Raw genomic sequence first — 22,020 nt, 5'->3', positions numbered from 1 at the left:
TCTATGATCGCGTTTTCGTATTGAAACCATCGCTACCATGCGTTGGACGCAGGGGAGATATCGGTCGATCTAGCGGCATCGGACTGGCACGATCACCCGCCGGATCCGCGATAAGGATCAAACGATGAAAGCTGCGATCGTTCTGGTTGCCGCGATGTTGGCCTCCGTAGCCCCAGTCCCGGCGATCGCTCAGGCCTATTGGGCTGCACCTGCGGCGGACGACTTTCCCTGCGATATCAAGGCGGTTCAGGCACCGTGGTCGAAGGCTGATATCGACCTTAGTCATCATGACCGGATCTATGTGTCTGACCCGACATCGACAAAGATCGTTGTCATCGATCCTGCAGCGGGCAACGAACTGGGACGCATCGACCTCACCAAAAGCGCGATAGCTGAGCCCAGCTTTTCCAGCCCCAAAGTCCAGCACCTGGCTGCAACGCGTGACGGGCGGACCCTGGCGGTATCGGCATTAGCGCAGCACAGTGTGACGCTCGTAGATCTGGCCACGAACACGGAACGAGGCCGGACCGTGTTCCAGACGTCGCCTACCGCCGTCGCGTTTACGCCCAATGGGCACGAACTCTGGGTTTCGCTCGGCGATGAACATGCCATCGCAGTCGTGGATCCTAAGACCGCGCGGGAGATCACCCGCGTACCAGCAAGTGGCGGAGCGGGCGCGACCATCCTGTCGCCAAACGGACGCTATGCCTTTGTATCGCTTACTGAAAGGCCGTCCATCCTGGTTGTCGACGTCGAGCATCGGCGCGTCGTCGGACACGTTGCCAGCAACGGTGCAGGTGAGGGAGCAATCGCGGTCTCGCCAGATGGCAAACAGATTTGGGCAACACGCCGCGAGAGCGGCACGACCACGGTTTTTGCTGCCAAACCGCCGTTTGCGGTACGCGAAGTGATAAACACTGGTCCAGCAACGGGCGCGGTCAACTTCGCCCAGCGCGCGGACGATTCCTTTGCCTATGTCAGCATTGGCGGCGATCAACCTGCAATCAAGGTCTATAGAACCGACAGCCTGGAGGCTGTGGCAACCGTCCCGCTACAAGCGGCTCCAAGTGCGGTTTGGCCGTCGGGCGATGGTACGAGAATCTATGCCAGCCTGGCCGGAACCAACAAGGTCGCTGGGATCGACACGCTGACGTACACCACCGTGTCGACAATCCCTATCAGTACGGATGCGCAAAGCCTGATCTACGTTCCTGGTGCCGTGCGATCAGGAAAAGGTCTCGCCAATCTGGTGCCATCCGGGCGCGATGCGGCGCTTGCCGTGGCGGCGCGTTGATCGGTCTTACACCGTCTGTAATTTCCCAAGGAAAGCCCTTTCTAAAATGACCAAGCCCCCCGTCAGGATCGCGATCAGCGGTGCCGCAGGACAAATTTGCTATTCGCTGCTCTTCCGGGTTGCGCAGGGTGACGTGTTCGGACCGGACCAGCCCGTTATCCTTCAACTGCTCGACGTGCCGCAGGCTATGGACGCCGTACGCGGCGTGGTCATGGAACTGGAGGATTGCGCGTTCCCGCTACTGGCAGGTGTGATCATTACTGATGATCCGATGGTGGCTTTCAAGGACATCGATGCGGCCATGCTGGTTGGGTCTCGTCCCCGCTCAAAGGGCATGGAGCGCCGTGATTTGCTCGCTGCCAACGCAGCGATCTTCAAGACGCAGGGCGCAGCATTGGACGCAGTGGCCAAACGTGACGCCAAGATCCTGGTCGTCGGCAATCCCGCCAACACAAATGCCTGGATTCTTGCGCAAAGCGCACCGGGTTTTCCTGCCGAAAACATCACGTCGATGATCCGCCTCGATCACAACCGCGCGCAGGGACAGCTTGCGGCCAAGGCGGGTGTAGGTGTCGATGCGATTACAAAGCTCGTCGTCTGGGGAAACCATTCGCCGACGATGTTTGCCGACTGGGGGAATGCCGAACTCGATGGCCAAAAGCTTGCCGACCGTATCGGAAACGAGGCCTGGTACCGCGAAACCCTGATCCCCACCGTTGCGCAGCGCGGAACCGCGATCATCGAAGCACGGGGTGCGTCCTCGGCCGCGTCGGCCGCAAATGCAGCGATCGACCATCTGCGCGACTGGGTGCACGGCGCAGGCGATAATTGGGTGTCGATGGGCGTGGTGTCAGATGGCTCCTACGGTATCCCGCAAGGACTGGTGTGCGGCGTGCCGGTGCACTGCATGAGCGGTGGGTATGCGCGTATCGAAGGCCTGACCCTCGATCCGTTCCAGCGATCGATGCTCGATCGCACGATTGCCGAACTGGTCGATGAACGTGAGGCGGTTATCGACATTCTGAAATGAACGATCGGTATATCTGATTGGAATGACTGTAATCTTTGGTTGGTGCGATTGATCTCCTTTCCCTATCATTGGGGCAAGGAGATCGGGCATGACCCTCGAACAACTCAGGATTTTCGTCGGTGTCGCAGAGCGCGAGCACATGACGCGCGCTGCCGAAGCGCTCAATGTGACGCAGTCAGCCGCAAGCGCTGCCATCGCCGCGCTAGAAGCTCGGCACGGCGTGCCGCTGTTCCACCGGGTCGGCCGCGGGATCGAACTGTCCGAAGCGGGCCGCATGTTTCTGGTCGACGCGCGCGCAGTGCTTGGCCGTGCCGCCAGCGCGGAACTTGCACTGGCCGAATATGCAGGACTGGAGCGCGGCACACTGCGGCTGGTCGCAAGCCAGACGATCGCAGGCTATTGGCTGCCCCGCCAGCTGGCGGCGTTCCATGCGCGCTACCCCGCGATCTCAATCGAACTGGCGATCGACAACACCGAGGGGGCCGCGGCGCGCGTGCTCGACGGTGCGGTCGAGCTCGGCTTCGTCGAGGGTGTGATCGACGAGCCCGCGCTCGCGCATTGGACGGTCGCGAACGACCGCATGGTGCTGGTAAGCGATCGCGCAGCCGACACGATCGACGAGGACTGGATCCGCGCCGCGCGCTGGATCGTCCGCGAACAGGGATCGGGCACGCGCTCGTCGTTCGAGGAGGTGTTGCGCCAGCGCGGCGTCGATCCGTCGGACCTCACCACCGCGCTGACCCTGCCGTCGAACGAGGCGGTACGTAGCGCGGTCGAGGCTGGCGCAGGCGTCGCGGTCCTGTCGCAGCATGTCGTCGCACCTGCAATCGCGGCCGGAACGTTGCACGATCTGCCGCTCGGTCTGCCGCGGCGTCCGTTCTACGCGCTGCGGCACAAAGAGCGCTATCGTACCCGGGCGGCCGATGCGCTGACCGATCTCATCAAGGAGACTGGCAAGTGACCGCCGATCTGAAACCCGTTCTTGATGGCCTGAAGCCGCTCAGCCGGCTCGACTCACCGCGCGAGATGATCCGGCAGTTCACGCCCAACTGGTTCGCCGCGACCATGGGCACCGGTATCCTGGCGCTGGCCTTACCGCAGGTGCCGGGCGTCGGCACGTCGCTGCACCCGGTCGGCGAGGCATTGTGGTATTTCAACATCGCGCTCTTCACGCTGTTCGCCGGGCTCTACACCGCGCGCTGGACGATGTTCGGGCACGAGGCGCGGCGGATCTTCGGGCACAACACCGTATCGATGTTCATCGGTACGATCCCGATGGGCCTCGCGACGATCATCAACGGGTTCCTGGCGTTCGGCCTGCCGCGGTTCGGCGCCGGCGTGATCCCGATCGCCGAGACATTGTGGTGGATCGACGTCGCGATGTCGCTCGCCTGCGGTGTAGCGATCCCCTACCTCATGTTTACCCGGCACGAACATTCGCTCGACGGCATGACCGCGGTGTGGCTCCTGCCAGTGGTCGCGGCCGAGGTCGCAGGCGCGAGCGGAGGCCTGCTCGCACCGCATCTGGCCGACGCCCATCATCAGTTCGTGGTGCTGGCGACCTCCTATGTCCTGTGGGCCTATTCGGTGCCGGTCGCGTTCGGCATTCTCGCGATCCTGATCCTGCGGATGGCTCTCCACAAGCTGCCGCACGAGAGCATGGCCGCCTCGAGCTGGCTCGCGCTCGGTCCGATCGGCACCGGTGCGCTCGGGATGCTGGTGCTCGGTAGCGACGCGCCCGCGATCCTCGCCGCCAACGGCCTCGGCCAGATCGGCGCGGTAGCGCAGGGGATCGGCACGATCGCCGGGCTGTTGCTCTGGGGCTTCGGCCTGTGGTGGCTGGCGCTCGCGACGCTGATCACGATCCGCTACTGGCGCGCGGGTATCCCGTTCAACCTTGGCTGGTGGGGCTACACCTTCCCGCTCGGCGTCTACACTGTCGCCACCTTCAAGCTCGGCACGACGCTCCAGCTCGGCTTTTTCGGGATCGTCGGCACCATCCTCACCATCGCGCTCGCAGCGATGTGGCTGCTGGTCGGCGCCAAGACGGTCGCAGGCGGCTGGCGCGGAAACCTGTTCGTGTCGCCCTGCATCGCCCAAGCCAATTGATGGGCCGAACTGATCGTCCTGCCGGATCGAACCGGCCCATCCGATCGACCCGTACCGGGCAGACCGTCGGACGGATCGCGCATAAGAGCATGACATCGAAGGGAGAATGCTGGTGGACAGCCTGGATATGAAACTGGCGCAGGCGACGAACCGCCGTCGCTTTCTCGCAGAGGCTGCGATCGGCAGCGGCGCGCTGATCGCCGCACCCGCGCTGGCGCAGAGCATGGTCGACCTGCATCTTCCGGGTGGCCCATCGGAACGGCCGATAACCAGTGCGTTCCCCGGCAAGGGCAGCATGATCCTCCAGCGGATCCACCCGCCGCTGCTGGAAACGCCGATGAGCGTGTTCAATGGCGACGTCTTCACACCGAACGACCAGTTCTTCGTCCGCTGGCACTGGGCCGACATTCCGACCGCGATCGATGTCGAGGCGTTCCGGATCAAGGTGCACGGCGCGGTCACGCGGCCGCTGTCGATCTCGCTCGCGCAACTGCTGAAGTTGCCACGCGTCGAGCTGGCGGCGATCAACCAATGCTCGGGCAATTCGCGTGCGCTGTTCCAGCCCCCTGTTGCCGGTGCGCAGTGGCGTCACGGGGCGATGGGCAACGCCAAATGGCTCGGCGTGCGCCTGCGCGACGTGCTCGATATCGCCGGCGTGAAGCCGGGCGCGGTCGCGGTGCGGTTCGGTGCGCTCGACCAGCCGGTGGTCGCGGGTGGACCGGATTTTGCGAAGTCGCTGTCGATCGACCACGCACGCGACGGCGAAGTGATGCTCGCCTTCGGGATGAACGGTGAACAGATGCCGCTCCTCAACGGCTTCCCGGTCCGGCTGATCGTACCCGGCTGGTATTCGACCTATTGGGTCAAGATGCTGAACGACATCGAGGTGCTTGCCGCGCCCGACGACGGTTACTGGATGGCCAAGGCGTACAAGATCCCTGACACTCCAGGCGCGAACGTGCGGCCTGGCCAGAAGGATTTCCCGGCCGTCCCGATCAACAAGATGATCCCGCGCAGTTGGGTCACGAGCCTCGACGAAGGGCAGGCGATCGCGTTTGACCGGTCAATCCCGCTGGGCGGCATCGCGATGGGCGGCGATTGCGGCGTCGCCAAGGTCGATGTGTCGACCGACAACGGCAAGAGCTGGTACAAGACGACGCTTGGCCCCGATCACGGCAAATACAGTTTCCGCCGCTGGGATGCGCAGGTGCCGCTCAGCCATGCGGGCCCGACCAGACTGATGTCGCGCTGCTGGAACACCGCCGGCATCGCGCAGCCGATGACGCCGATCTGGAACCCGGGCGGGTTCATGCGCGGCAACATCGAAACCACCAACATCGTCGTCGGCTGAGGAGCGCTCCCCCATGAAAACGCCTTCCATCGGCACGCTGTCGTTCGGGTTCGTCGGCGCGACCGTCGTTCTTCTACTCGCGATCGGTGCCCCGAACAGCCGCATCGCCCCGCCGCCTGCCGCCCCGACCGCACCACCGCCGCCAAGCGTTTCGGCGCGCGGCTTCTCGCTGGCGTCCACCTCGGTCGATCTCCCGACCGACGAAGGGCAATATCCCGCCGGCCCGCATGCCGACGTCATCAACGCCAACTGCACCTCGTGTCATTCGGCGAGCATGGCGCTGAACCAGCCGCCACTCTCCTCCGATCAGTGGACCGCGGAGGTCACCAAGATGCGCGAGGTCTACAAGGCTCCTGTTGCACAGGCTGACGTGCCGGCGATCGTCGCTTATCTGACCGCCATGAGCGCAAAGCAGCCGGGCGCCGCGAAGGGCAAGGCGCAAGACCCCGATCCGAAGGCTGCGCCCGACGTATCGGGGGGATCAGGCTAAGCACATCACTCACGACACGCGGTTCTGCGCGCGAAGTGCTGTGCGGCGTGTACGTGTCTCGCGCAGTGTTGCATTGGGCGCGAGGCCGTTCGCGGGCACCTTGGGTATCGCAACGCGCTGCGACAGGTAGATGCCATTGTGGCCCGAGCAGAGATAGGCCACGAAACAGGCGACGGCGATCGGCACCGCATAGCTGGCGCCAAACAGTTCAATCCCCATGAAGGTGCAGGCGAGCGGGGTATTGGCAGCCCCGGCAAAGACCGCAACAAAGCCGATCGCGGCGAACAGGCCCGTCGGTACGTCCAAGAAAGGCGCCAGCGCGTTACCGAGCGCCGCGCCGATGAAGAACAACGGCGTGACTTCACCGCCTTTGAAACCCGCACCGAGCGTGACGACAGTAAACAGCAGCTTGATCGCCCAACTCCACGGATGCGTGTCTGGTCCGAAGAAGCTGGCGATGGTAAGGCTCTCGGGCCTCGCTGCCAGGACACCCAGGCCTAGATAGTCGCGCGTGCCGAACAGGAAGACGAGCGCGATAACGACGACCCCGCCGATCACTGGACGTAGCGGACCATAGGGGACGATCCGCTTCAGACATCCCCCGACCACGTGGTTGGCTTCGGCGAAGGCCAAACCGACCAATCCGAATATGATCCCCGCAATACCCGCCTTCGTCACGAGCAGCGCATCGACCGGTATCAACGCACCGATCGGGTAGACACCGTGATGGATACCCCAGGCGAGGCACGTCCAATCGCCGACTAGCGCTGCAACGAGGCAAGGCACTAGCGCGGAATATTCAACGCGGCCGATCGCCAGCACTTCGAGCGCGAAGACCGCGCCTGCGATCGGCGTGCCGAAGACCGCGCCGAACCCGGCTGCGATACCCGTCATCAACAGGATGCGCGTGCCGCCCGCATCGAGGCGGAGCGCGCGGCCGAAACCGCTGGCAAGGCTTCCACCCAATTGGACGGCGGTGCCCTCACGTCCGGCCGAGCCACCGAAAAGATGCGTCACCACTGTGCCGAAGAAGATGAGCGGCGCCATCCGCAGAGGCACCCCGCCGCCAGGCTCGTGGATCTGCTCGACGATCAGATTGTTGCCGCCTTCCACTGTGCGCCCGGTGACATGGTAGAGGAATCCGACAACGAACCCGCCCACCGGTAGCAGATAGAGCAGCCAAGGCGATGCAAACCGCAGTCGCGTAACGGTATCGAGACTCAGCAGGAACGCCGCACATAGCGTCCCGACGAGTGCCGCCATGGGCAGCAAGATCAGCGCCCAGCGCAGGACAGAGATCGCATGGTCGTGACGATCGCGCATGAATGCCGCGACATTCAGCGTGCCGACGAGATTGCGAAAGGTAGCGCGCACAATTCCTCCTTGCTGCCTGAAGGCGCCAAGTAGGAATCATCAGCTCTTATCAGAGCGGTTCGGCCAAATTGCCCGGCAGAAATCCATTGCCAAAGTCGATCTATTAGACGTTTGCCCCAACCGTCAATGGGCATGTTGGTCGGGCAAATGCTCGGACCGGCCAGTCGGCAGCGTCTATCTGAGCCCGTTATATGTACCGACCCCGGGTACGCTGCATGCGGGACCGATCGGCTTTGGCCCACGTCGTTTTCGGGCTTCGTCACAAGGGGGCGATACCGCACGAAAGCCGCGGATGCGCTGCGGGGTCTGATCGGTTCGCAGCAAACCTAGGGATGGCTGCTACGAGCGTGCCGTCCAGATGCCGACGAGCGCGGCCAGTGACACGAGCATAAGAAACCCGTTCATCACTAGGAGCAACGTCGCTGGCAGGCGCTTGATGTCCGGTCGTGGCGGCGGGGCGCCTGCGCCCATCTCTCGCCACACCGCAGCGGCGAAGCAAAAGGCGCTGAACAAGATCAGCATGGTCCCGGTCGCCGTCGCCAGCCACGGGAACACGACGTCCTTGAGCAGCGCGCGCGCGCCGATACCGGAAGCGAGCGCCGCCAGTCCGGTACGCACCCAGGCAGCATAGGTGCGTTCGCCGGCGAGGATTGTGCGGTCCGCGGCAAGCTCTGTGCGACGGTCGGCGCTGTCCACCTGCTGGACTGCGCTGTCCTTCAGCTTGCTCGCGCTCTCCGCCAGCTTCGCATGGGCCCGATCGGCGTCGTGCGGCGCGTCCATCAGCCAGCGGTAACGGCGATGCGATGCCAGGCAGTCGAGAGATAGCCGGCGAAGTTCCAGATCGGCTCGGGCCGTTCGGGCTGCATCTGCCCGGCACCGTCAACGGCGCGCACGATCAGGACGTGGAGTCCGGGAGACAGATCGACCGTGACGTGCCACTGCGTCCAGCTCCAAGGCGCATCGGGTTTTGCAGTCAGTTCCGCCTGCAGCCAGTCGGTGCCGCCATTGACGGAGACCTCGACGCGGGTGACCGCTCGGCCGAAGGCGACCGCATAACCCGCGATTTCGCACGCGCCGGCGCTGACATGCGCGCCGTCCACCGGCGCGCAGATCGCAGCATTGAGCGGCATCTCCTCGATAGTCAGACCCCGATCCCAGTCTGCGTCCTCCTTCGCTACCGACGCCGGAAAGAGCTTGTAGTCCTTAGCCTGGATCGGCGCATCGGACGGGCGATCGCGCACCTCGATGCGCGTCAGCCACTTGGCGCTACGAACGCCCGCATAACCCGGCACGACGAGCCGCAGCGGTGCGCCATGTTCGGGGGCCAGCGCCTCGCCATTCATGGCCCAGACGATCAGCACGTCGGGCTCTAGCGCCTTGGCGATCGAGATCGAGGCACCGAACGGTGCCGTCTCACCATCGACATCCACGTTGTCGGCCCCCGTAGTGCCGACGAACGACGCGCCGTCCTGGATGCCGGCTGCGGCGAGCACGTCGCACAGTGCGACGCCGGTCCACGCCGCATTGCCAATCGCGCCCACGTCCCAGGGATCGCCCGAAGTCTTTTCCACGTCTTGAAGATGTGCCCGACGATTGCCGGCGCACTGCATGGTCGCGGTCACTGTCCGGGTCGCAAATGCCGTTTGAAGTTCGGCAACCGTGTAGGAGCGCGGGCGGTCGACTAAGCCGTCCAGCGCTATACGATGATCGTCGGCCAGCTCCGGCGTTGGTCCGTGACTGCGGATGTAGAAGTTCGCCTGCGGCGTCAGGAAGGACGTGATCAGTTTATCCGGGGGCGTTTCCGCATTGAGCGGCTCCGGACAGCGGAGGATCAGATTCTGTTCGGCGCGATCGGATGCGGTCATGCAAGCGGCCTACCATGATGAAATCAGTAGCGAAATCGATCGTTTTGCTGGGCGATGTCACCCAGACTCTTTCGATAGCCTATCCCTTTCTAGACGGCGGTGGAGCGATCACCATGCCGTCGCGCGAAAGGCGCCGAGCGCCAGACAGCCTTTCCCGTAGATCGTCGCGATGTGACTGGACTTGCTACGACGGCTTTGTCCCAAAAGTCGTCGCTAGGTACTAGGGATGACGGAAAACCCTGTCGCCATCGCAGATGCGCGACAAACGGGTGATTTGCGCCGCCTGAACCCGGATGAGGGCGCTTAACGTATATCTGGGTCCGTTCTATGTACCGACCCCGAAGAGGGGGCGATCCGAATGATCCGTCCCGAGTGGAACATGCAAGGGCTGGGTGAATGCCCGGCATCTGTAACGGGCACCCCGGAATCCGCCAGCCCACTTGTTGGCATGTGAACATGATAGCACGAGAACACGAGAACACGATGGAACGTGAACACGTGTCTGGCATGTAGAGGTTGGTAGCAAAGCCTATCGGTGAGTTTTGGGGTAGCGGCTCACCTTTGGGCCGACGCGCTGAAATCTACCAGCACGGGCAGTTCGGGAATTCCGCCGCGCAGCTTTGCCCGTCGTACAATGCTGTGCTGGTCGATCAGGTTCTGTGCGTCGCGCTTGCCGCTGGACGTTTTTGGGAACCAGTGGAGTGCCACCCGTTCGACCTTGCGCCCGTTCTTGATCGGCGTGAAATCGACATAGAAGGGGCAAAGCTTGTTAATTTCCTCGACAGCCACCTTCAGACAATATTTGTTCATATCAGCGAAGCGTTCGAGTTTACCTTCAGGCACGTTAAGCAGGCCGCGCAGCTCTTCGATCGTAAACTCCTCTTTCTGTTTGTATTCGAGACCAATGCGCCGCTCGATCATTTCATAGAGACAAAGTGCGTATTTTGACTCGAAGCAATACATTACCTGCGTCTTGAGACGGGCATAAACCTGACTGTTCCGCAGTATCTCGATTAGCTCTTCTGGGATACGATAGTGAAGGAAGCCGTCTTTTTCGAGGCTTTCATCACTTGGGCCGAGCAGCTGGACACGGCGCTTGTAGCTCTTGCCATCCTTGCGGATCGTGACGATCGCGATGGTGCCCATGAGGCGCAGCAGTGAACTCTCTATGCGCTCGTTGCCTTGGTGCGTCCCTTTCAGTCCGGATTTCGCAATGCGATGGATGATCGGCTCGCCAATGCGTTCCCAGGCATTGGCGATCAGCAGGTTGTAGATACGGCGATCCGCGAGGGTGAGGGGGCTTAGCTCTACAATATCGACCAACTCGCCGGGCTTGACGATTTCACCGTAGTTGGCGGGATCAAAAGGATTTCCACGTCCCTTCTGGGCCAGCGTGCGGAATGTCATATCGACCACGGCAGGTTGCGACATAGGCTTGACCAACGGTGAGCTAGAGGAACTTACCAACTCACCCTAATCACGAAAAGTGAGCTAGGCAAATGTTTCAGCTCCCCCGTGGAGCAGAGAGGCGGATACCCCAAAACTCACCGATCCTTTTAACCCAACCATTGGGGTACCCCAACACTCACTGGACCCTGCCCGAACACTCACTTTTACCGACCCCAAAGCTCACCGCATGCTACCCCGAAACTCACGCGAATCGACCCCAACGCTCACTATTGGAGGCATTTTTCGGCAGAAATACGGACCTTTCAGGGCTCTGAATCTTGAATCAGAAGAATTAGAGAATCTGAACGGCGAAAGGTGAGCTTTGGGGTGGCGAGCCTGTGGATAACCACCGTCAGAATAGGCAAATGGAATCGGCCTAATGGCCGATGCACTATTCGTCTGGTGCCAGCTGCGCTGTCACCAGAGCGGCGCAAACGCCGCGTGCTTAGCGGAAAAAGAAGAAAGGCAAGCTGGCGACCAGATACTACGCCAGAGCCGACCAAGAGCGCCATGAGGGCAGGGAAGAGGGCTTTGCCACGATCCGCACCCTTGCAGCACCGAACCTCGCTGTTGGTGCTTAAATCAGCTCCTTCGCGATCGGTTTCGTAGATCGTCAATCCGATCACCAGCTCCGTCACCTTCGGAAGGTGAGGCGCTACCCCAAAACTCACCTTTCGCACATCGTCACGCAGGATCGAACAGGCCAGTGAACTCGCGTTGATCGTAGTAGCGGATTTTCTCGACCGCGAGCGGGTTTTCGCCCTGGCGGAGCAGCAGAAGCTGATCGGGCCGCATTCGCATGATTTCGTCCGGTGTGGCGAGCCGGCGAGCGGAGACGTGCCCGCTGACACTCTCCGAGGGACCAGCGCGGTTTTCGCCCCAGCCGGTGCCGCGCGACGTGCTGACGGTATCATATTCGATCGTGGTGTCGCCGATCGTGCGCGAGAGCATGTCGGCGGTGGCATGATCGTTGACCCCGAACGTCTGGATCACGCCGGCGTTGGACATGAAGGTGCCGGCGCGCTCGCCATAGGTGGCCTTAAGCTGGTGCATGTCCTGGAGGATCGGCCAGAGCTGGAGGCCATAGCCCGCCATCAGGCCCATCGCGCGTTCAACCGGTTCGAGACGGCCGAGCGCGGCGAACTCGTCCAGCAGGAACAGCACGGGCCGGGCAGGACGGGCGGTGGACCGCGCCATGTCGGTGACGGCCTGGCTCACCAGCAGCCGCAGCCAGCGCGCATAGGTGTCGAGCCGATCGGGCGGCAGGCACAGGAACACGGTGGCGGTCGTGTCCTTCAGCCCCGCGAAGGTGAAATCCGACGCGGCGGTGCTGGCGACGATGCGAGGGCTGTCGAGAAAGTGGGTATGGCGCTGTGCCGAGGACAGCACGCCAGCGGCTTCGCGATCGGACTTGCCGAGCTGGCGGTTGGCGGCGCGGGCGATCAGGCCACCGGCGCCGGCGCTGTCCTGCATTTTGGCCAGCAAAGCGGCAAAGCCGGCAGGGGCGAGCGTCAGCTTGTCGCGCACCGTCGCCAGCACTCGGGCGTCGGCGGGTTCGTGGACGACGGTATGCAGGATCAGCCCCGCGATCAGCGCCTTGGCTTCCTCGTTCCAATGCGCTTCGCCCGATTGCCCCGGCGCGTCATGCACTAGGGCGTCGGCGAGGGTGTTGGCATCTTCCGCGAGATCGAGGCTGGCGGGATCGAGCCGGTCGAGCGGATTGTAGCGGGCAGGCGGCTGACCCGACACGCCGAACGGATCGAGGCACCAGACCTTGCCCTTGGCGGCACGCGCACGGGCGGTGACGCGGGCATTCTCACCCTTGGGGTCGATGCAGATCACCGAGCGATCGAGCAGCAGCAGGTTGGGAATGATCGTGCCGACGCCCTTGCCCGACCGGGTGGGTGCCATCGTTAGCAGATGCGCCGCGCCGTCGTAATGCAGCAGCTTGCCTGACTTCGCCGAGCGGCCAATCAGGAGATCTCCGTTCGCCTCCAGCTTTCGCACGTCGGTTCGGTCGCCGAAACGAGCGGAGCCGAGCAGATCGCTCCGCTGGTTGGCGGCGCGCCGGTTGAAGCGCCAAGCCAGGAACAGGATCGCGCCGGCCAGCAGGAACGGAATGTCGGTCGCAATCTCACCATAGCCGAAGATGCCCTTGAGCCAGGCGTTGCTCGCCATCAGCACCACGAAGGCGACGAAGACCGCGAACAGCGGGCTGATCCGTCGCCTCGGCATCAGTGCGCTTCCATCGGCGTGACCGGCAAGGACCGGTCGGAGTCGGGATGATCGAGCAGCCGGAGCAGGATTTGCGATACAAGGGGAGGGGGCACGCCCTCGTCAAGCATCATCGCGAAGAACGCATCGTCGTTGGGCGTCGGGATCATGTCCTCGATGACCAGGTTGGCGCGCGAGTCCGCCATGTCCTCATGCCACATCGCGATTTCCGCCGGCGTGCCGCGCACGAAATTCATCGCGCGGACTTGGGCACGGATCGTCTCGATATCGAAATCGCTCATTGCGCTTCGCTCCCTTCCGCTTCCGCGTCGAACGCCCGCTTGCCGCGCCGCTTCCATAGCGCCAGCACGTCGCCAGCATCGTCGCCGCGACCACGCCCGGCGAGATCGAGCAGCGCGCCGTAGAGCGTGGCGCGATCGTCGTCGGTCAGCTCGACCAGCCCGGCTTTCTGGACCAGCCCGCCCAGTTCAATCAGATGGCGTGTTCGTTCGCGACGTTGCACGACCCAGCCCCTGCTATCCGTTCGCCGTTCCGCCGCTTCCGCCCGCAGCGTCGCCGCCTGGTTCAGTCGCAGTGCCCGATCCGTCGATTGCAGCAGCGCCGCCACCTTTGCGCCCACGTCGTTGAAAGAAGGCCGCGCCCTTCGCGCGCCATGCCTCCTTCGCGCCCGCATCCTTTGATCCGATCGCATCGAGCAGCACCCCGGCGAGGGTTTCCGGATCAAGCGCATCGGCCCCGGTCGCAACGACGAGCTGGCCAAGCTGTTCGACCCGCTTTGCCTTGAGCGCGCGGGCCTTGTCACCCAGTGCCTTCAGCTCGGCATCGTAATCGCGAACCTTCCGCATCGCCTTTACCCTTCCGCGTATCGCTCATCAACATCTTAGCGCGCCGAGCATATGGGTAAAGCCAGAACGAGCAGAACGCAGCACCAAGTCAATCAGGAGGAGCGAAGCGGAGGATGAGTGCGCGCTTATACGTCGTTGCCGACGTGCGCTCAGAAGTGCAATAAGCAGGGCGTCATGGCGATCTACCATTTCTCCGCCAAGGTTGTGAGCCGCGCGAACGGATCGAGCGCCGTCGCGAGCGCCGCCTATCGCTCCGCATCCGAGCTGCACGACGATCGGTTGAACCGGAATCACGACTTCAGCAACAAGGCAGGCGTGATCCACTCCGAAGTGATGTTGCCACAGGGCGCACCGGAGCGTTTAAACGACCGCACGACCTTGTGGAACGAGGTGGAGGCAGGCGAGAAACGCAAGGACGCGCAGCTTGCCCGCGAGGTGGAGTTCTCGATTCCGCGCGAGATGAATGAGAAACAGGGCGTCCAGCTAGCGCGCGATTTCGTGAAGCAGCAGTTTGTCGATCGCGGGATGGTCGCGGATCTGAACGTGCATTGGGACAAGGCGAAGGACGGCACGCCCAAGCCGCACGCGCATGTCATGCTTGCGATGCGCGACGTGGGGCCGGAGGGGTTCGGGAAGAAGAACCGCGACTGGAACTCGACCGAGCTTTTGAAGGACTGGCGCGAGGCGTGGAGCGCCCACGTTAATGAGCGCATGGCCGAGCTTGGGCTTGAGGGTCGCATCGACCACCGCAGTTACGAGGCGCAGGGGATCGGGCTGGAACCGCAGCACAAGATCGGCCCGGCCGCATCGCGTCGTCCGGAGCAGGGGCTTGAGGCGGAGCGGATCGAGGATCACACGCGCATCGCTCGTGAGAACGGCGAGAAGATCATCGCCGATCCCAATGTCGCGCTGGACGCGATCACGCGGCAGCAGGCCACGTTCACCACTCGCGACCTGGCGACGTTCGCCTTCCGGCACAGCGACGGCAAGGAGCAGTTCGACCAGGTGATGGGGGCGGTGCGCGCCAGCCCCGAGCTGGTCGCATTGGGGAAGGACGGGCGCGACCAGGAGCGGTTCACCAGCCGCGACATGATCGCGGTGGAGAACCGGCTTGAGCGCGCGAGCGACGAGCTGGCGGGCCGCGCCGCGCATGGCATCGTCGATCGGCATCGTGACGCCGCGATCGACGCAGCCGAGGGCCGAGGGCTTGTCCTGTCGAGCGAGCAGCGCGACGCCTTCGATCACGTCACCGGCAACAGTGGGCTGGCGTCCGTCGTCGGCTATGCCGGCAGCGGTAAATCGGCGATGCTGGGCGTCGCGCGCGAGGCTTGGGAGGGGCAGGGCTACACGGTGCGCGGCGCGGCGTTGTCAGGCATCGCGGCCGAGAACCTTGAGGGCGGGTCCGGCATCCAGTCCCGCACCATCGCCAGCCTTGAACACGCATGGGGGCGGGGGCGTGAACAGCTAGGCCCAAGGGACGTGTTGGTGGTGGACGAGGCCGGCATGATCGGCTCGCGTCAGATGGAGCGGGTGCTGTCCCAAGCACGCGATGCCGGGGCCAAGGTCGTGATGGTCGGCGACCCCGAGCAGTTGCAGGCGATCGAGGCCGGCGCGGCCTTTCGCAGCGTCACCGAGCGCCACGGCGCGGCCGAGATCACCGAGATACGCCGGCAGCGCGAGGACTGGCAGCGCGACGCCACGCGTGCGCTGGCGACCGGGCGCACCGGCGAGGCGATCCATGCCTATGACAGCAAGGGCATGGTCCACGTCGCCGACAACCGTGACGAGGCGCGGGGCGAGCTGGTGGACGGTTGGGATCGCGCACGCCAGACCGAGCCGGGCAAGACCCGGATCATCCTCACCCACACCAACGCCGAGGTGCAGAGCCTCAATGGCGAGGCGCGCAACCGGTTGCGCGCATCCGGCGACCTTGGCGACGACGTGACGGTGAAGGCCGAGCGCGGTGAGCGGCAGTTCGCGACGGGCGACCGCATCATGTTCCTGCGCAACGAGCGCGGCATGGGGGTGAAGAACGGCACGCTGGCGACGATCGAGCGGGTATCGTCCGAGGGCATGGCGGTGCGCCTCGATGACGGGCGCGGCGTCGCGTTCGACACCAAGGACTATGCCCATGTCGATCATGGCTATGCGGCGACGTTCCATAAATCGCAGGGCGTGACGGTCGATCGCGCGCACGTCCTCGCCACCCCCGGCATGGACCGGCACAGCGCCTATGTCGGCATGTCGCGTCATCGTGACGACGTGCAGCTCCACTATGGCCGCGACGACTTCAGCGACCAGCGCCAGCTCGTCCGCGCGCTCTCGCGTGATCGCGGCAAGGACATGGCGGGCGATTACGCTAAGCCCGAGCAGGATCAGGCGCGGGCGTTCGCCGATCGGCGCGAGATCCGGTTCCCGGAACTCGCACGCCAGATGGTCGAGAAGGTGCGCGACAAGGCCAAGGGCATGTTTGCCGGTTTCCGGCCAAAGCCGGCTGTCGCGAAAGAGGGGGCGATTAACACTGCCCGCGATCACGGCCAGGGGGGTCTGATTAACACCGCCCGTGATCGCAGCCAGGGGGGGCCGATTAACACCACCTTGGACGTCTCTCAGGCCAAGGCGATCGAACGCTATGCACGTGCCGCGGGCGATATCGGCCGGATGCGCAACAAGGGTCTGCCCGTGCTGCCGCATCAGGAGAGCGCTTTGCAGAAGGCTGGCGAGAGGCTGGACGCGACCCGTCCCCATGCCGCGCGCGACCTTGCATCGGCGCTTGCGCGTGATCCGAAGCTTATCGAGCAGGTGTCGGGCGGCAATACAGTTGGCGCGGCACGCGCGATGGCCGACGAGAAGCGTGTGCGGCTAGACCCGGACGCGCGTGCCGAGCGGTTCGTGGAAGGCTGGCAGAAAATGCAGCAGGCGCGGGCAGGCATGGAGCGGGCCGGCGACAGTGCCGGTGCCGAGCGGTTGCGCGAGCGGATGGAGAAGGCGGCGGGCGGGCTGCACCGTGACCCGCAGCTCGAATCCGCACTGCGTCGCCATGCACCCGACCTGGCGCTGAAGCAGGAAAGCGAGCGGTCGATCGGCGATGCGCTGTCGTCGTCGCTCGATCGTGGGCGCGACCGGGATCGGGGGATGAGCCGGTGACGGTTCGTGCTTTCGGGTACGATCCGGTTTGTGGTTTCATGCAGTAAAGGGGAAGAAGTGCATGAGTGACGATCACGAACCGGACGCCGCAGCGGAGGCGTTTGAAGGTGTCCGCGGTGAGCTTGCGCTGTTGCGCCGCGCCGTCGAGCGGCTGTCCGCGGAGCGCGCCGAGGTGCCGGAGATACCCGATTACAGCGAGACGCTGGGGAAAATGGCGAAGGCGCTCAACGCGACCATGCAAAATGTCGGCGTGCTGGCGAAAACGGCCGAGGACAATGTCGCGCCGCGCTATGTCGCCGACCGGATCGTCGCGGCTGGCGGCCATGCCCGCGACGAGGATCGGCGCATGATCGCGACCGCCGGTGAGAAGATGGACAAGGCGACGACCGCTTTGCACGGTATCGGCGGTTCTGCCCGCCGTGCGGACGAGCAGCGCCGTACCTTGTGGCAGGTCGGTGCGGGAGCGTGCCTGGGCGGGGCGCTGCTATGGACGATCGTGCCGGGGATCATCGCGCGCGAGCTCCCGGGGAAGTGGCAGGTGCCCGAGTGGATGGCAGCGCGCACGCTTGACCTACCGAAATGGGAAGCCGGGCAGCGCCTCATGCGAGCTGCTGGGCCGGATGCTTTCGCCAACATCGCGGCAGCCGATCGGATCATCACCGCAAATCGCAAGGCTGTGCAAGCCTGCTACAAGATAGCTGTGAGGACTAAGAAGACGGTGCGCTGTACCATCGAGATCAGTCGGGATGACGTGGCGGCAAGAAGTGCGATCGTCAGCTCCACGGATTGAAGTGCCCAAGCGGTGCAAGCCGATCATTCCACCGGACAGCAGCGATGCGCTATGCGGAAGGGGCAAGTGCTTCGATGATCCGGCAGTCGGCGACGGTGTTGCGGCTACAGGAATCTATTAGCGCGTCGAGTTCACCAGCAAGCGCGGTGAGGTCTGCAATTTTGCGTCTAATCGCGTCGCGGTGTTGGTTGGCAACGACATCGACGGCGATGCAGGACTGATCGCGCCGATCGGCAAGCCCCATAAGCTCGCGCACCTGATCGATTGAAAAGCCAAGATCACGCGCGCGACGGATGAAGGACAGGCGGCGTAGATGCGCGCCCTCATAGGTCCGATAGTTCCCCGCCGATCGCTCAGGAGCCGGCAGCAAGCCAATCTGCTCATAGTAGCGGATCGTCTCGACTTTCGTGCCGGTCGCACCAGCCAGTTTTCCGATCGTCAGTTTCTCAGACACAGCGCTTGACCCTCTAGCGACTAGAGGGTGCATATAGGCTGTCAGATCGATTCTATCGAGGTGGCGAATATGGCCTGCACAAGCTGTGCGTCCGACAAGGCGGACACTCTCAACGACCCTAAGTGGCGGCGCGCGCTATGGATTGCGCTCGCCATCAATGGCGGCATGTTCGTTATCGAGATCGTTGCCGGCATCACGGGTGGATCGAAGGCGCTGCAAGCCGACGCGCTCGACTTTTTTGGGGATACTGCGAACTACGCAATCAGCCTTGGCGTTGCCGGAATGGCGATAGCCTGGCGCGCACGCGCTGCGATGTTGAAGGGGGCGACGCTTGCTTTGCTAGGCGTCTATGTCTTGTTCGCGGCGGGATGGGGGGCGCTCCACGAAGCAACGCCCCATGCCGAAATTATGGGCGTGGTCGGCATCGCCGCGTTGATCGCGAACCTTGTAGTCGCGGTCATGCTGTACCGCTTTCGAAGCGGTGATGCGAACATGCGGTCAGTGTGGATTTGCTCGCGTAACGACGCGATTGGCAACATCGCCGTCGTACTGGCCGCAGGCGGAGTGTTCGGCCTCAACAGCGCGTGGCCTGATCTCGCCGTCGCCACCTTGATGGCTGTGTTGGGAATATCGGGCGGTGTTCAGATCATGCGGCAGGCACGCGCCGAAATGCGTAGCGAGCCCTCACCCGCCCCCGCTAGTTACCAGCAGTCGTTACATGGCAGTCGGTAAGCTGCTAAGGCGCGGGCCGATGCACCGCCTCTCCGCCCTGTTCCTCAGTTTCATGCTCGTGCTTATGCTCGGGCTTGGATCAGTCGCGCATGCGACCGAAGGCGTGACGTGCGTTGATACCACAGCGGTCAGCTCCCTCGATCATTGCGACGGCGATGCCGACCAAGTGCCGGCAGACGCCGACAAGGCTTATCCTCACCATCATGGTGGTTGCCACGGCCATCATGTCGGCGTGCCGATCGCGTCCGATTCAACCGGACCAGCCAGCAGCGTTCGTATGACTGCATCGATGTGGCGCAATGCGCCCAAGGCCCCGGTAGCGTCGGACCCAGCCCTACGTCCTCCCCAAGCCTGACCAACGCCTAATTCCGCCGGGAAAGCCCGTGCGGATGCCCAAGGTTCGTCAGGAGTCCGTTACCCATGCACCGTTTTATTGCGGCCTTATTGGCCGTGGCGTCGTGCGCGTCGATCGCACAGGCGCAGTCAGCCGATCCAACATCGACCAGTCCCCCGCTCACCCTTGAGCGGGCGCTTTCGCTTGCCGGAGCCAGCGCCCCCAGCCTTGAGGCTGCCACGGCTGGCGTCCGGGCAGCACAAGCAGGCCGCACGGTTGCCGGCTACCGCCCGAACCCGTCGATCGTCGCCGAGACCGAGAACATTGCCGGCAGCGGCCAATATCGCGGTCTTCGAAGCGCCGAGACAACGGCAGGTCTGGCACTACCGATCGAGTTGGGTGGCAAACGATCGGCACGGATCGCTGTCGCAGATGCGATTGGTAATCGAGCGAGGATAGGCACGGCGTTGGCCGAGGCTGATCTACGGCTTGCCATCACGCAGCTCTACATCGAGGCGACCGCAGCGGAACGCCGACTGGTGACCGCGCGCGAGCAGGCCGGTATCGCCCGCGAAGCATCGCGCGCAGCCGGCGTCCGCGTTCAAGCGGGGCGAGCATCACCGCTCGAACAGCAGCGCGCCGATGTATTGCGGATCAACGCGGAGACGGCTGTGGAGCGCGCAGAGCGGCTTGCCGAGGTCGCCCGAAGCAATCTTGCCCGACGGATCGGCCAACCCCTCACGGGACCGTTGGACTTGGTGTGGTTCGGCCGTGTCGAGGGCTTTGGTCCAGCGCGGCCGATCGAGACCGCCGGGACGCTGGCATTGGCGGCGACACGCGCGGACGTGACAACGGCAGAGGCACAGGTGCGGCTTGCTAGGTCGCAGCGCATTCCCGACGTGACACTCAGCGCCAGCGCACGACGGCTTGAGGCTACGAACGACGTGGCAGCGGTGTTCGGGCTGTCGATCCCGTTCCCACTGTTCAACAACGGCAAGGCGGCAGTGGCGCAGGCGCGGGCGCAGACTGATCAGGCGCAGGCGCTACGTCGCGCGGCCGAGCTGGATACCGCGCAGGATATCGCAAGCGCACAGGCGAACGTCGCGAATGCCGCGACGACCGCTCGCAACGCCAGCGGGCCGGCATTGGCGTCGGCAAGCGAAGCCGCTCGGATCGCCCGGATCGGCTACCGGGAGGGCAAGTTCGGTCAGCTCGATTTGCTCGATGCCGAACGTACCCTGTCCGAAACACGAACCGCCGCGATCGATGCGCTCGCCACCTATCACGACGCCAAGGCACGCCTCGAACGGCTCGTTGCCGCAGCGCCCTCGACCGAGGAAACCAATCAATGACGAAGACCATCATGCGGGCGCTCGCGCCTGTGACCCTGGCTGTCCTCCTTGCCGGATGCGGCGGGGGTGGCAACGGCGAGGCCGGTGAGAAAGCCGGAGCCGAGAAGACCGAAGGTGCCGAGGCCAGCGAAGCCAAGGAGGGTCCAAAGGATATCGTCACCCTGTCCGCGCAGCAGATTGCGGATGCCGGGATAGAGGTTACGCGTCCTACAGTAGGCGGCGTGGCCGGAGCGATCGAGCTATCGGCAACGATCGAGGGCGATCCTCAGGGTGTGCAGGTTGTGTCCACCTCCGTAGGCGGTCGGCTCGTTTCCCTCACCAGCAATCTCGGGCAGTCAGTCAGCCGGGGAGACCCGCTGGCTATCATCGAAAGCCGGGAAGCGGCATCACTGAAAGCGGAGGTAGAAGCCGCGCGCGCGCGTTCCGCACTCGCCCAATCAAACCTTCGCCGCGAACAGCGCCTGTTCGCTGAACGTGTTTCGCCAGAGCAGGATCTGGTCGCAGCGCGGACGGCAGCGACGGAGGCCAGCATTGCCCTTCGCCTCGCGCAGCAGCAATTGTCAGCGACGGGCAGCGGAGGCGGCGCGCTCAACCGCATCGCGGTTCGCTCGCCGATCGCCGGCCAGGTCATCGCGAGATCCGCTACACTCGGGCAGGCGGTCGCGGCCGATGCAGAGCTGTTCCGCGTCGCCAACCTGTCGAAGGTCACTGTAACCACCTCACTCGTCCCCACCGATGCCGGTCGGGTGAAACCCGGCGTGCGTGTCGAAGTGACGGCACCGGGGCGGCGTCAGGAGGGGCGCGTCACGTTCGTATCCCCCATTCTGGACGAGACGACCCGATTGGTGCCGGTGATCGCTACCCTCGACAACGCCGGCAGCACATGGCGCGTCGGCGAAACGGTCAACGTATCGATCCTCGTTCCTGCGACCGGGGACCGCACCGTCGCCGTGCCATCGGCCGCAGTGCAGATGATCGAGGACAAGTCGTTCGTGTTCGTCCGCACTGCGACAGGATTCCGGGCAATTCCCGTGACGCTTGGTCGCACCAACGGCGGGCAAGTCACCGTAACGGCAGGCCTTACCGGCTCGGAGCGCATCGCTTCCACCAACAGCTTCACGCTCAAGGCCGAACTCGGCAAGGGTGCAGGCGGGGATGAGGACTGAGCC

General features: G+C 63.9%; 22 protein-coding genes and 1 riboswitch. Of the genes, 12 read left to right on the top strand and 10 right to left on the bottom strand.

What is annotated here, in order from left to right:
• The first annotated feature begins 124 nt into the window (after positions 1–124).
• The 6 genes from J4O76_RS20405 (at position 125) to J4O76_RS20380 (ending at position 6,274) form a co-directional block, all read left to right on the top strand.
• Positions 125–1,294, top strand: a complete 1,170-nt coding sequence (locus J4O76_RS20405) for a hypothetical protein (RefSeq protein WP_051916164.1) — start codon at positions 125–127, stop codon at positions 1,292–1,294.
• On the top strand, positions 1,266–2,324 hold the full coding sequence (locus J4O76_RS20400; protein WP_426283893.1) for a malate dehydrogenase: 1,059 nt from the start codon (positions 1,266–1,268) through the stop codon (positions 2,322–2,324). The genes J4O76_RS20405 and J4O76_RS20400 overlap by 29 nt, the downstream gene beginning before the upstream one ends.
• Positions 2,325–2,412: 88 nt before the next feature.
• A complete protein-coding gene (locus J4O76_RS20395) occupies positions 2,413–3,285 on the top strand; it encodes a LysR family transcriptional regulator (protein WP_031392888.1) in 873 nt (290 codons plus the stop codon).
• Complete coding sequence (locus J4O76_RS20390; RefSeq protein WP_031392889.1) at positions 3,282–4,433, top strand: TDT family transporter; 1,152 nt, start codon at positions 3,282–3,284, stop codon at positions 4,431–4,433. Before J4O76_RS20395 ends, J4O76_RS20390 begins: the two co-directional genes overlap by 4 nt.
• 106 nt (positions 4,434–4,539) lie before the next feature.
• Complete coding sequence (locus J4O76_RS20385) at positions 4,540–5,784, top strand: molybdopterin-dependent oxidoreductase (RefSeq protein WP_197975372.1); 1,245 nt, start codon at positions 4,540–4,542, stop codon at positions 5,782–5,784.
• 13 nt (positions 5,785–5,797) lie between these two features.
• Entirely contained in the window at positions 5,798–6,274 is a 477-nt protein-coding gene (locus J4O76_RS20380) for a hypothetical protein (protein ID WP_031392891.1), read from the top strand.
• A 9-nt stretch (positions 6,275–6,283) separates the two neighbouring features.
• On the opposite strand, the gene J4O76_RS20375 is transcribed toward J4O76_RS20380, so the two are convergent.
• The 9 genes from J4O76_RS20375 to J4O76_RS20335 all read right to left on the bottom strand — a co-directional run bounded on the left by J4O76_RS20375 (position 6,284) and on the right by J4O76_RS20335 (position 14,042).
• Complete coding sequence (locus J4O76_RS20375) at positions 6,284–7,648, bottom strand: voltage-gated chloride channel family protein (protein ID WP_031392892.1); 1,365 nt, start codon at positions 7,646–7,648, stop codon at positions 6,284–6,286.
• 23 nt (positions 7,649–7,671) lie between these two features.
• A riboswitch (Fluoride riboswitch) is annotated at positions 7,672–7,748 on the bottom strand.
• A 239-nt stretch (positions 7,749–7,987) separates the two neighbouring features.
• A complete protein-coding gene (locus J4O76_RS20370; protein WP_051916165.1) occupies positions 7,988–8,428 on the bottom strand; it encodes a YidH family protein in 441 nt (146 codons plus the stop codon).
• Positions 8,428–9,513 (bottom strand): sulfite oxidase, encoded by a 1,086-nt coding sequence (locus J4O76_RS20365; protein WP_031392894.1) that lies wholly within the window; start codon positions 9,511–9,513, stop codon positions 8,428–8,430. Before J4O76_RS20365 ends, J4O76_RS20370 begins: the two co-directional genes overlap by 1 nt.
• A 555-nt stretch (positions 9,514–10,068) precedes the next feature.
• Positions 10,069–10,944: a replication initiation protein gene (locus J4O76_RS20360; protein WP_031392895.1), complete on the bottom strand. Its 876-nt coding sequence runs from the start codon at positions 10,942–10,944 to the stop codon at positions 10,069–10,071.
• 281 nt (positions 10,945–11,225) lie between these two features.
• Entirely contained in the window at positions 11,226–11,588 is a 363-nt protein-coding gene (locus J4O76_RS20355) for a hypothetical protein (protein WP_156349055.1), read from the bottom strand.
• 58 nt (positions 11,589–11,646) lie between these two features.
• The gene (locus tag J4O76_RS20350; protein ID WP_082446614.1) at positions 11,647–13,197 is read right to left on the bottom strand and encodes a type IV secretory system conjugative DNA transfer family protein; all 1,551 of its coding nucleotides are present in this window, start codon (positions 13,195–13,197) and stop codon (positions 11,647–11,649) included.
• The gene (locus J4O76_RS20345) at positions 13,197–13,478 is read right to left on the bottom strand and encodes a hypothetical protein (protein WP_031393027.1); all 282 of its coding nucleotides are present in this window, start codon (positions 13,476–13,478) and stop codon (positions 13,197–13,199) included. The genes J4O76_RS20350 and J4O76_RS20345 overlap by 1 nt, the downstream gene beginning before the upstream one ends.
• A complete protein-coding gene (locus J4O76_RS20340; RefSeq protein WP_031393026.1) occupies positions 13,475–13,699 on the bottom strand; it encodes a conjugal transfer protein TraD in 225 nt (74 codons plus the stop codon). The genes J4O76_RS20345 and J4O76_RS20340 overlap by 4 nt, the downstream gene beginning before the upstream one ends.
• 13 nt (positions 13,700–13,712) lie before the next feature.
• A complete protein-coding gene (locus J4O76_RS20335; protein WP_031393025.1) occupies positions 13,713–14,042 on the bottom strand; it encodes a conjugal transfer protein TraD in 330 nt (109 codons plus the stop codon).
• Between the two features lie 174 nt (positions 14,043–14,216).
• Here J4O76_RS20335 and traA point away from each other — a divergent pair, with 174 nt between their 5' ends.
• Both traA and J4O76_RS20325 read left to right on the top strand, forming a co-directional pair.
• Positions 14,217–17,189, top strand: a complete 2,973-nt coding sequence (traA, locus tag J4O76_RS20330) for a Ti-type conjugative transfer relaxase TraA (protein ID WP_055763284.1) — start codon at positions 14,217–14,219, stop codon at positions 17,187–17,189.
• A 61-nt stretch (positions 17,190–17,250) separates the two neighbouring features.
• Complete coding sequence (locus J4O76_RS20325) at positions 17,251–17,979, top strand: DUF6118 family protein (protein WP_192143182.1); 729 nt, start codon at positions 17,251–17,253, stop codon at positions 17,977–17,979.
• Positions 17,980–18,028: 49 nt separating this feature from the next.
• On the opposite strand, the gene J4O76_RS20320 is transcribed toward J4O76_RS20325, so the two are convergent.
• Complete coding sequence (locus J4O76_RS20320; protein ID WP_235516308.1) at positions 18,029–18,433, bottom strand: MerR family transcriptional regulator; 405 nt, start codon at positions 18,431–18,433, stop codon at positions 18,029–18,031.
• Positions 18,434–18,502: 69 nt separating this feature from the next.
• Here J4O76_RS20320 and J4O76_RS20315 point away from each other — a divergent pair, with 69 nt between their 5' ends.
• The 4 genes from J4O76_RS20315 to J4O76_RS20300 all read left to right on the top strand — a co-directional run bounded on the left by J4O76_RS20315 (position 18,503) and on the right by J4O76_RS20300 (position 22,017).
• Positions 18,503–19,165, top strand: a complete 663-nt coding sequence (locus J4O76_RS20315; protein ID WP_055763288.1) for a cation transporter — start codon at positions 18,503–18,505, stop codon at positions 19,163–19,165.
• A 19-nt stretch (positions 19,166–19,184) separates the two neighbouring features.
• Positions 19,185–19,520, top strand: a complete 336-nt coding sequence (locus J4O76_RS20310; protein ID WP_156363440.1) for a hypothetical protein — start codon at positions 19,185–19,187, stop codon at positions 19,518–19,520.
• A gap of 65 nt (positions 19,521–19,585) precedes the next feature.
• A complete protein-coding gene (locus tag J4O76_RS20305; protein ID WP_426283891.1) occupies positions 19,586–20,851 on the top strand; it encodes a TolC family protein in 1,266 nt (421 codons plus the stop codon).
• On the top strand, positions 20,848–22,017 hold the full coding sequence (locus J4O76_RS20300) for an efflux RND transporter periplasmic adaptor subunit (RefSeq protein WP_055763292.1): 1,170 nt from the start codon (positions 20,848–20,850) through the stop codon (positions 22,015–22,017). Before J4O76_RS20305 ends, J4O76_RS20300 begins: the two co-directional genes overlap by 4 nt.
• Positions 22,018–22,020 lie beyond the last annotated feature (3 nt).

Source organism: Sphingomonas sp. NFX23, from assembly GCF_049887795.1.
GTDB lineage: Bacteria > Pseudomonadota > Alphaproteobacteria > Sphingomonadales > Sphingomonadaceae > Sphingomonas.
The sequence above is the reverse complement of the archived record's forward strand: the minus strand, read 5'-3'. Positions and strand labels throughout refer to the sequence as shown.

What these genes read in the sequence shown, in the direction of transcription:
- J4O76_RS20405 (WP_051916164.1), top strand. Translation starts at nt 125, where the DNA reads ATGAAAGCTGCGATCGTTCTGGTTGCCGCGATGTTGGCCTCCGTAGCC.
- traA (WP_055763284.1), top strand. Translation starts at nt 14,217, where the DNA reads ATGGCGATCTACCATTTCTCCGCCAAGGTTGTGAGCCGCGCGAACGGA.
- J4O76_RS20365 (WP_031392894.1), bottom strand. Translation starts at nt 9,513, where the DNA reads ATGACCGCATCCGATCGCGCCGAACAGAATCTGATCCTCCGCTGTCCG.
- J4O76_RS20310 (WP_156363440.1), top strand. Translation starts at nt 19,185, where the DNA reads ATGCACCGCCTCTCCGCCCTGTTCCTCAGTTTCATGCTCGTGCTTATG.
- J4O76_RS20395 (WP_031392888.1), top strand. Translation starts at nt 2,413, where the DNA reads ATGACCCTCGAACAACTCAGGATTTTCGTCGGTGTCGCAGAGCGCGAG.
- J4O76_RS20300 (WP_055763292.1), top strand. Translation starts at nt 20,848, where the DNA reads ATGACGAAGACCATCATGCGGGCGCTCGCGCCTGTGACCCTGGCTGTC.
- J4O76_RS20305 (WP_426283891.1), top strand. Translation starts at nt 19,586, where the DNA reads ATGCACCGTTTTATTGCGGCCTTATTGGCCGTGGCGTCGTGCGCGTCG.
- J4O76_RS20350 (WP_082446614.1), bottom strand. Translation starts at nt 13,197, where the DNA reads ATGCCGAGGCGACGGATCAGCCCGCTGTTCGCGGTCTTCGTCGCCTTC.
- J4O76_RS20380 (WP_031392891.1), top strand. Translation starts at nt 5,798, where the DNA reads ATGAAAACGCCTTCCATCGGCACGCTGTCGTTCGGGTTCGTCGGCGCG.
- J4O76_RS20325 (WP_192143182.1), top strand. Translation starts at nt 17,251, where the DNA reads ATGAGTGACGATCACGAACCGGACGCCGCAGCGGAGGCGTTTGAAGGT.
- J4O76_RS20345 (WP_031393027.1), bottom strand. Translation starts at nt 13,478, where the DNA reads ATGAGCGATTTCGATATCGAGACGATCCGTGCCCAAGTCCGCGCGATG.
- J4O76_RS20335 (WP_031393025.1), bottom strand. Translation starts at nt 14,042, where the DNA reads ATGCGGAAGGTTCGCGATTACGATGCCGAGCTGAAGGCACTGGGTGAC.
- J4O76_RS20360 (WP_031392895.1), bottom strand. Translation starts at nt 10,944, where the DNA reads ATGTCGCAACCTGCCGTGGTCGATATGACATTCCGCACGCTGGCCCAG.
- J4O76_RS20385 (WP_197975372.1), top strand. Translation starts at nt 4,540, where the DNA reads ATGCTGGTGGACAGCCTGGATATGAAACTGGCGCAGGCGACGAACCGC.
- J4O76_RS20315 (WP_055763288.1), top strand. Translation starts at nt 18,503, where the DNA reads ATGGCCTGCACAAGCTGTGCGTCCGACAAGGCGGACACTCTCAACGAC.
- J4O76_RS20370 (WP_051916165.1), bottom strand. Translation starts at nt 8,428, where the DNA reads ATGGACGCGCCGCACGACGCCGATCGGGCCCATGCGAAGCTGGCGGAG.
- J4O76_RS20400 (WP_426283893.1), top strand. Translation starts at nt 1,266, where the DNA reads ATGCGGCGCTTGCCGTGGCGGCGCGTTGATCGGTCTTACACCGTCTGT.